The organism is Corynebacterium sp. (assembly GCF_012838985.1).
Classification (GTDB): Bacteria; Actinomycetota; Actinomycetes; order Mycobacteriales; family Mycobacteriaceae; genus Corynebacterium.
This window is the reverse complement of sequence record NZ_DUOE01000088.1, coordinates 1-6,960: the sequence shown is the minus strand read 5'-3', so window position 1 is coordinate 6,960 and position 6,960 is coordinate 1. Positions and strand designations below refer to the sequence as shown.

The following is a 6,960-nucleotide window of genomic DNA, read 5'->3' as shown; positions in this document are numbered from 1 at the left end:
CTCCCTGGATCATGCACCCCTGCCCACGGAGAGGACCCTGCGCCGTCGTCGCAGCCTTATTTTCCAGGCAGGTCGCTTCATCTTCACCAACCTCAGGCTGGCGCGGATGATCTTCGGCGGCAGGCACTGACCCATGGTCCCCGCCCTGCCCGTCGCCGATAGTGACGGGCATTTTTACCTCCCGTGGCACGACAGACTATTGTCTTCTCCACGGGCCTCTAGCTCAGTTGGTAGAGCTACGGACTTTTAATCCGCAGGTCGCGGGTTCGAGCCCCGCGGGGCCCACCATCACCGAGAGGGCCTCCCACCAGTGGGAGGCCCTCTCGTCACGTCCACACGCGGTGGCAGTGGCTCAGGCGCTGAGATCGCGGCGTCGGAAAGCAACGGCGCCGAGCAGCGCCAGGGCCACGCCCCCGAGCGAGAGCACGGTGACACCGAGCCACTGCACGTCCGTCGCCGGATGCTGGCCCGTGTGCTGGAAGGGGGAGAGGTTGAGCCAGGCCTGGCTCAGATCCAGCATCGGGCCGAAGAAGATGAGGACCGTACCCACGACGTAGAGCACCCACACCAGGCCGATGAGGCGGGGTGCCAGGCCGTACAGGGCCACCGCCAGGCCGAGGAAGAACCACACCGTGGAGAACTGCACGGCGTGGCCCAGCAGCGTCGGGGCGAACAGTGACCCGTCGCCGGTGACCAGGACGGCCCCCAGCCCCTCGCCGAGGCCGGCGAGCACCGCCAGCCACACCGCCCCCAGTGCGGTGACCGTCACCCAGGACAGCACCCACTGCGCCCGGCCTACGGCGGTGGCCAGCACGGCCTCGGTGTGGCCCTCGGTCTCCTGGGAGCGCAGCGACTGCACGGCGAGGACCGCGAACACCGCGAACATGACGCCGAAGTAGACGGACATGAAACCGAGGTAGCCGTTGACGAAGGCGTCCGCGGCACCGTCACCGCCCATGACCGCGAGCATCTCCGGGGGCAGGGAGTCGGCGACGTCCGCCATGGAGTCCGTGAATGCCCCGAGGAGCAGCCCGGTGAGGAAGATGGCCACGGACCAGCCGAGGAGGGCACCGCGCTGGAGCCGGTACGCCAGCGCCAGGGGAGTGCCCAGCCAGGAGGGGGCGCGCTCCCGGCCCAGGCGGTCCGCCAGGACGCCGGCCCCGAAGTCGCGCCGGGAACGCAGCAGGTACCCCAGCCCGGCGCCGACGGCGGCGAAGAGCAGCGGGAATACCAGGGGCCACCAGCGGTCGAGGGTGTAGGGGGCGGTCTGCTGGGCCCAGCCGAGGGGCGAGAGCCAGGACAGCCAGGCGAGGTCACCGCCCTGGCTGCGGGACATGTCGCCGATGCCACGCACCAGGAAGGCCACCGCCAGCACGACGCCCGCGAGGGCCGTGCAGGTGCGGGAGTAGGGCGAGAGCTGCGCCGTGGTGGCGGCGACGCCGGCGAAGGCGACGCCCACCGCCGCGATGGACGCCGTGAACAGCGCGGTCGAGCCGACACCGGGCGCGGGTTCGAGAGGGGCGACGAGGATGATGCCGGTCATCGTCACGGCGACCAGGACGTTCATCAGCACCGCGAGGAGGAGGGCGGCGGTGAGCTGGGCGTGGCGGCCGACGACGTCGGCGAGCACCAGTTCGCCGCGTCCGGACTGCTCCTCGACGCGGGTGTGCCGGGAGAGGGTGGTCATCGACATCAGGGCCGCGCCCAGCATGAGGTACGCGCCGTAGAGGCCGGCGAAGAAGCGGGGGATGGTGATGGCGTCGAAGCCGTAGCCGGGACCGCCGATGAGGGCCATCACCGGGGTGGCGGCCATCTGCGCCATGCCAGGGAGCGACTCCTCGTCGAGGACGGTGCCCAGGGCGGTGGAGATGTACAGGGCCATCAGGCCCATGCCCAGCACCCACAGCGGCAGGCGCAGCCGGTCACGTCGGAGCATGAACCGCAGCAGGGTGCCGGTACCGGTCAGGGTGCTCACGGCTGGTCCACCCCGTCCGGGGTGTCGCCGTAGTGGCGCAGCAGGAGACGTTCCAGTGAGGGCGGCGTCGCGGTGAGTGCGCGCACCCCCAGCGTGGCCAGTTCCTGCATGACGGCGGGCAGGTGGGCGGCATCGACGTCGAAACGCACCTGCTCACCCTCCCGGTGGGCGTTGTGGATGCCCTCGTGCCGGACCAGCTCCTCCGTCGGGCGGTCGGTGAGGACGGTGACCACGGTGCGGGAGAGGTGCCGCATGTCCAGCAGCGTGCCGGTCTCCACGACGCGCCCCTTCCGGATGATGGAGATCCGGTCCGCCAGCGCCTCCACCTGGGAGAGGATGTGGCTGGAGAGCAGCACCGTCGTGCCGCGGGCGCAGGCCTCGCGGATGAGCTCCTGGAACACCGCCTCCATGAGGGGGTCGAGTCCGGACGTGGGTTCGTCGAGAAGCAGGAGGTCGACGTCGGCGGACAGTGCCGCGATGAGCGCCACCTTCTGTCGGTTGCCCTTGGAGTAGGTGCGTCCTTTGCGGCGGGGGTCGAGGTCGAAACGGTCGATGAGGTCGTCACGGCGCCGCTGGTTGACGCGCCCCCGCAACCGGCCGAACAGGTCGATCGCCTCACCGCCGGTCAGGTTCGGCCACAGCTCGACGTCGCCGGGGACGTAGGCCAGGCGGTGGTGGAGGTCGACGGCGTCGCGCCAGGGGTCGGCGCCGAGGACGCGGACCCGGCCGGAATCATGCCGCAGCACCCCCAGCAGGACGCGGATCGCCGTCGATTTACCCGAGCCGTTGGGTCCGAGGAAACCGTGCACCTCCCCCGTCCGCACACTCAGGTCGAGCTCGTCCAGCGCCCGCACGGAGCCGAAGCTCTTGGTCAGGCCGACTGCTTCCACGGCAAGGGTGTCCATGCGTCCCAGAGTAGTTTTGACGGGCATGACCTTCTACTACGACAGGGACTGTGGTTTCTGCCGCGCTGCGGCGCAACGTCTGGTGGGTCTCGCCCCGCTTGTCGACGTCGCCCCGCTCCCCCTCCGCCACCACGCCGTGTTCCGCTCCGCAGGCGGCGACGAACTCGGCCACCGCGCCATCGGGTCCGCCCTGGTGGCCGGCGGGGGAGCGTGGTGGGTGCGCGCGGCCGGCCGGATCCTGCTGCTGCGGGGCCTGGACCGACTGTGGTCCGGGAGCTACCGGTGGGTGGCCGCGAATCGGGGGCTGGTCTCCCGCCTCACCGGCCTGCGGTAGGGATACTGGAGGTGTGACTGAGCAGACTGTGAGCGAGAAGTCGACCGGGAAGTCGACCGAGAATGCGACCGTCCGCGTCCGCGGGGCGGTCCCCGACGTGCCACGCGAGACGTGGTGGCAGCGCCTGTGGACACCGTTCTGGATGATCCCCGCGGTGAGCGTCATCGCGGCGGTCGTCCTCGGTGTGCTCCTGCCCTCCTATGAGGCCAGGGACGCCGGCGACCCTCTCCGTTTCGCCTTCGAGGGCGGCCCCGACGCGGCCCGCGAGGTGCTCGGCGTCATCGCCTCGGCGACGATCTCGGTGACGGGTCTGGTCTTCTCCATCACGCTGGTCGTGCTGCAGCTGGTCAACAGCTCCTTCAGCCCCCGCATGATGGACGGTTTCCTGCGCAGCCGCACCGTCCAGGGGACGCTGGCGATCTGGCTGTCCACCTTCGTGTTCGCCCTCACCGTCACCCGCTACGTGTGGAACAGCCGCGAGGGGGACGACGGTTTCGTGCCGCGTCTGTCCGTGACCGTGGCCTTCGTCATGGTGCTGACCTGCCTGGGTTTCTTCCTGGCGTTCATCCGGCACATCCTCTCCTCGATGAAGGTGGCCAACGCGGTGAGCGCCATCGGCCAGGAGACCCTCGCCCTGGCGAAGAAGATGTACCTCGTGCAGGAGGGGGATGCGTCGCTGGAACAGGGGCCGACGTGGTCACCGCGTCCGGGCGACGCCCGTCAGCCGGTGGCGACCACGGAGACCGGCTCCATCGTGTGGTTCGACTACCGGCGCCTGCTGAACTGGGCGACGGAGAATGACGCGGTCATCACGGTGGACCGCCGCGTCGGCGAGCACATCGTCGAGGGGCAGTGCGTCATGCGCGTCTGGTGGGACGGTGAGCTCACGGAGGAGGACCGGAAGCACCTCAACGCGGCGGTGGGGGTGCGCATGGAACGAACGCTCACGCAGGACGTCGGTTTCGGGCTGCGGCAGCTCGTCGACATCGCCGACCGCGCACTGTCCCCCGGCACCAACGACCCGACCACCGCCGTCCAGTCGGTCCAGGAGCTGCACCGCGTGCTGCGTTACCTGGTCACCTGCATTGAGCCGAGCCCCTACATCGCGGAGGACGGCGGGGAGGACGGCGGCGACATCATGGGCCGGCCGGTCCGGATCGTCCATCTCCCGCAGGAGATCACCACCCTCATCGAGGAATCCGTCACCGAGGTCCACCTCTACGCGGAGGGGTCCGCCCAGGTGCCGCAGGCGCTGCGGTCCATGGTGGAGGATCTTCTCGACGCCACCGTGCCCCGCTACCGCTCCACCCTGGAGCGGCTGCGGGCGCTGCTGGCCGAGGAAGCGGAGGAATCTGAGGAAGCGGACTCCTAGGACTTCACCATCTTCTGGATGGCCTTCATGGCCTCGGCGATCTTCGCCTCCGCGGCCTCACCGTCGGCCTTGGCGGCCCCGGTGACGCAGTGCGCGATGTGGTCCTGCAGCAGGGCGAGGGCGACGTTCTCCAGTGCGGAGGTCACGGCGGACACCTGGGTGAGGATGTCGATGCAGTACTGGTCCTCGTCGATCATGCGGTGGATGCCGCGCGTCTGCCCCTCGATGCGCTTGAGGCGGGCGAGGTACTTCGACTTGTTCTCGTTGTAGCCGTGGACGTTGGGCTCATGGCACGAGCAGGTGTCGTGGTCGTTCATGTCCCTCAGATTAGCCGACCCCACCCCGGTGCCGTCCAGCAAAACCGTGTGGAACCTGCGGTTTTGATCTTTCACGGTGATGAAGTAACATCTGTAACCAGTCGCACGTCCCAGAGCCCTTCTGGCGAAAAGACTGGCCCCCATCGTCTAGTGGCCTAGGACACCGCCCTTTCACGGCGGCGACACGGGTTCGAATCCCGTTGGGGGTACTGAGGTTCCAGGACCTCGGACACAAGAGAATATGGCCCTGTGGCGCAGTTGGTTAGCGCGCCGCCCTGTCACGGCGGAGGTCGCGGGTTCGAGCCCCGTCAGGGTCGCCAGTGTCAGACAGGCCCCGGTTGCTTCCCCTCGGAAGCGGCCGGGGCCTGTTTTCTCTTTCCGGCACCCTGCGTGGCAGTGTGCATCCGGCTCCTCGGGTCACGCGGTAAAACAGCTATTCACCTGGCGATTTGTGGTTGATGACAAGCTCTGTGTAGAGTTACATCTCGTGCAACGGAGCAAGCCGCCAGGCAGACCCGGAACACTGAAAAAAGAATAAGGCCCTGTGGCGCAGTTGGTTAGCGCGCCGCCCTGTCACGGCGGAGGTCGCGGGTTCGAGCCCCGTCAGGGTCGCAGAGATTGTTCTTTGTGGCAGTCTTCGGCCAGATAGCTCAGTTGGTAGAGCGTCCGCCTGAAAAGTGGAAGGTCGCCAGTTCGATCCTGGCTCTGGCCACAATCAAGCCCCACTCCGGTACATCACCGGGGCGGGGCTTTTTGCTGCCTCCACCTGCGCCGCGGGTAGGGTGTGACGGCATGAGCATCGACCGGGACCTGGACCACTATCTCGAACAGCGGGGGATCACCCCCAGCGCCGAGGTCGTGCCCGACCACGCCTGCCAGATCTTCGAGCAGCCGGCGCAGACCACCGGGAGGCAGCTGGACGACGCCAGGGAGCTCGTGGAGAGGCTGCTGGGGTAGTCCGGTGGATGACAGCCCCTCGCCTGCACGGGACGCCGTGGGCGGGGCATAATCGGGTGGCATGAACCACAGCAACGATTACGTCATCGAGCACAACGAGCAGAAGCAGCGCTTCGTCATCTCCCTGGAGGGCCGCGAGGTCGGCTACGCCTCCTACGTCCCCCACGGCGGCGTACTGGACTTCAACCACACCGTGGTGGACCAGGCCTACCGCGGACGTGCACTGTCCACCCCGCTCATCCGGGAGGCCCTCGACTGGGCCCGTGAGGAGGGGGCGAAGGTGCGCCCCAGTTGCTCCGCCGTGGAGCACTTCATCAACAAGAACGCGGAGTACCGCGACCTCGTCGGGTGAGCGGGGGGACGTCGACAAGCAGAGAGAAGGCCCCGGGGAGCGGTTGTGCTCCCCGGGGCCTTCGTCGTCCCTAGATGCTGTAGTCGACCGGATCGTTGGAGGTGTAGTAGTCCGGATCGACGAGCTTGATGCGTTCGGACTGGCGGCGTGGGCGGTTCTTCGCCGGGATGCCCGTGGCGATGTGGTCGGCCGGGACATCCTTGGTCACCACGGCGTTGGCGCCGATCGCGGAACCCTCACCGATGGTGATCGGGCCGAGCACCTTGGCGCCGGCACCGATGGTGACGTTGTCCTCGATGGTCGGGTGACGCTTGGTCTGCGTGAGCACCTGACCGCCCAGGGTGACACCGTGGTAGAGCATGACGCCGTCGCCGATCTCGGTGGTCTCGCCGATGACGATGCCCATGCCGTGGTCGATGAAGAAACGACGGCCGATGGTGGCACCCGGGTGGATCTCGATGCCCGTGAAGAAGCGGTTGAGCTGCGCCAGGATGCGGGCGGGGCCACGTAGGCCGCGCTTCCACATCCAGTGGGACACCCGATGGGACCAGATGGCGTGCAGGCCCGAGTAGACGACGGCGTTCTCGATGTCACCGCGGGCGGCGGGATCGTGGTCGCGGGCGTTGCGCAGGTCCTCCCGGACCATCTTCACGATGTTCAACAGCAGCATGGCCCAGAGTCTACTTGCTCGCCCGCCCGCAGGTGCGTAGTGCTCCGGCACCGGTCGGGAACGCCCTCGTCGGGGGGG

General features: G+C 68.3%; 8 protein-coding genes and 5 tRNA genes. 9 read left to right on the top strand and 4 right to left on the bottom strand.

Annotation, left to right across the window (positions count from 1 at the left end):
- The first annotated feature begins 212 nt into the window (after positions 1 to 212).
- Positions 213 to 288, top strand: a tRNA-Lys gene (locus GXZ33_RS05140).
- A gap of 64 nt (positions 289 to 352) precedes the next feature.
- On the opposite strand, the gene GXZ33_RS05135 is transcribed toward GXZ33_RS05140, so the two are convergent.
- Both GXZ33_RS05135 and GXZ33_RS05130 read right to left on the bottom strand, forming a co-directional pair.
- On the bottom strand, positions 353 to 1,975 hold the full coding sequence (locus tag GXZ33_RS05135) for an ABC transporter permease (protein WP_040086670.1): 1,623 nt from the start codon (positions 1,973 to 1,975) through the stop codon (positions 353 to 355).
- Positions 1,972 to 2,880 (bottom strand): ABC transporter ATP-binding protein, encoded by a 909-nt coding sequence (locus GXZ33_RS05130; protein ID WP_291339796.1) that lies wholly within the window; start codon positions 2,878 to 2,880, stop codon positions 1,972 to 1,974. Before GXZ33_RS05130 ends, GXZ33_RS05135 begins: the two co-directional genes overlap by 4 nt.
- Before the next feature lie 25 nt (positions 2,881 to 2,905).
- Between GXZ33_RS05130 and GXZ33_RS05125 the strand changes: the two genes are divergently transcribed.
- The gene (locus tag GXZ33_RS05125) at positions 2,906 to 3,214 is read left to right on the top strand and encodes a hypothetical protein (protein ID WP_052437897.1); all 309 of its coding nucleotides are present in this window, start codon (positions 2,906 to 2,908) and stop codon (positions 3,212 to 3,214) included.
- Between the two features lie 13 nt (positions 3,215 to 3,227).
- Positions 3,228 to 4,586, top strand: coding sequence for a DUF2254 family protein (locus tag GXZ33_RS05120; protein WP_291339795.1), 1,359 nt, complete (start codon positions 3,228 to 3,230; stop codon positions 4,584 to 4,586).
- Here GXZ33_RS05120 and GXZ33_RS05115 read toward each other — a convergent pair.
- Entirely contained in the window at positions 4,583 to 4,903 is a 321-nt protein-coding gene (locus tag GXZ33_RS05115) for a metal-sensitive transcriptional regulator (protein ID WP_291339794.1), read from the bottom strand. The genes GXZ33_RS05120 and GXZ33_RS05115 overlap by 4 nt on opposite strands.
- Before the next feature lie 136 nt (positions 4,904 to 5,039).
- Here GXZ33_RS05115 and GXZ33_RS05110 point away from each other — a divergent pair.
- The 6 genes from GXZ33_RS05110 to GXZ33_RS05085 all read left to right on the top strand — a co-directional run bounded on the left by GXZ33_RS05110 (position 5,040) and on the right by GXZ33_RS05085 (position 6,212).
- A tRNA-Glu gene (locus GXZ33_RS05110) sits at positions 5,040 to 5,112 on the top strand.
- A gap of 34 nt (positions 5,113 to 5,146) precedes the next feature.
- Positions 5,147 to 5,223, top strand: a tRNA-Asp gene (locus GXZ33_RS05105).
- A 218-nt stretch (positions 5,224 to 5,441) separates the two neighbouring features.
- Positions 5,442 to 5,515 (top strand) — tRNA-Asp (locus tag GXZ33_RS05100).
- Positions 5,516 to 5,542: 27 nt separating this feature from the next.
- Positions 5,543 to 5,615, top strand: a tRNA-Phe gene (locus GXZ33_RS05095).
- Between the two features lie 80 nt (positions 5,616 to 5,695).
- Positions 5,696 to 5,860: a hypothetical protein gene (locus GXZ33_RS05090; RefSeq protein ID WP_291339793.1), complete on the top strand. Its 165-nt coding sequence runs from the start codon at positions 5,696 to 5,698 to the stop codon at positions 5,858 to 5,860.
- 61 nt (positions 5,861 to 5,921) lie between these two features.
- Positions 5,922 to 6,212, top strand: a complete 291-nt coding sequence (locus tag GXZ33_RS05085; RefSeq protein WP_291339792.1) for a GNAT family N-acetyltransferase — start codon at positions 5,922 to 5,924, stop codon at positions 6,210 to 6,212.
- 70 nt (positions 6,213 to 6,282) lie between these two features.
- Here GXZ33_RS05085 and epsC read toward each other — a convergent pair whose 3' ends face one another.
- Positions 6,283 to 6,876, bottom strand: coding sequence for a serine O-acetyltransferase EpsC (gene epsC, locus GXZ33_RS05080; RefSeq protein WP_291339797.1), 594 nt, complete (start codon positions 6,874 to 6,876; stop codon positions 6,283 to 6,285).
- Positions 6,877 to 6,960 lie beyond the last annotated feature (84 nt).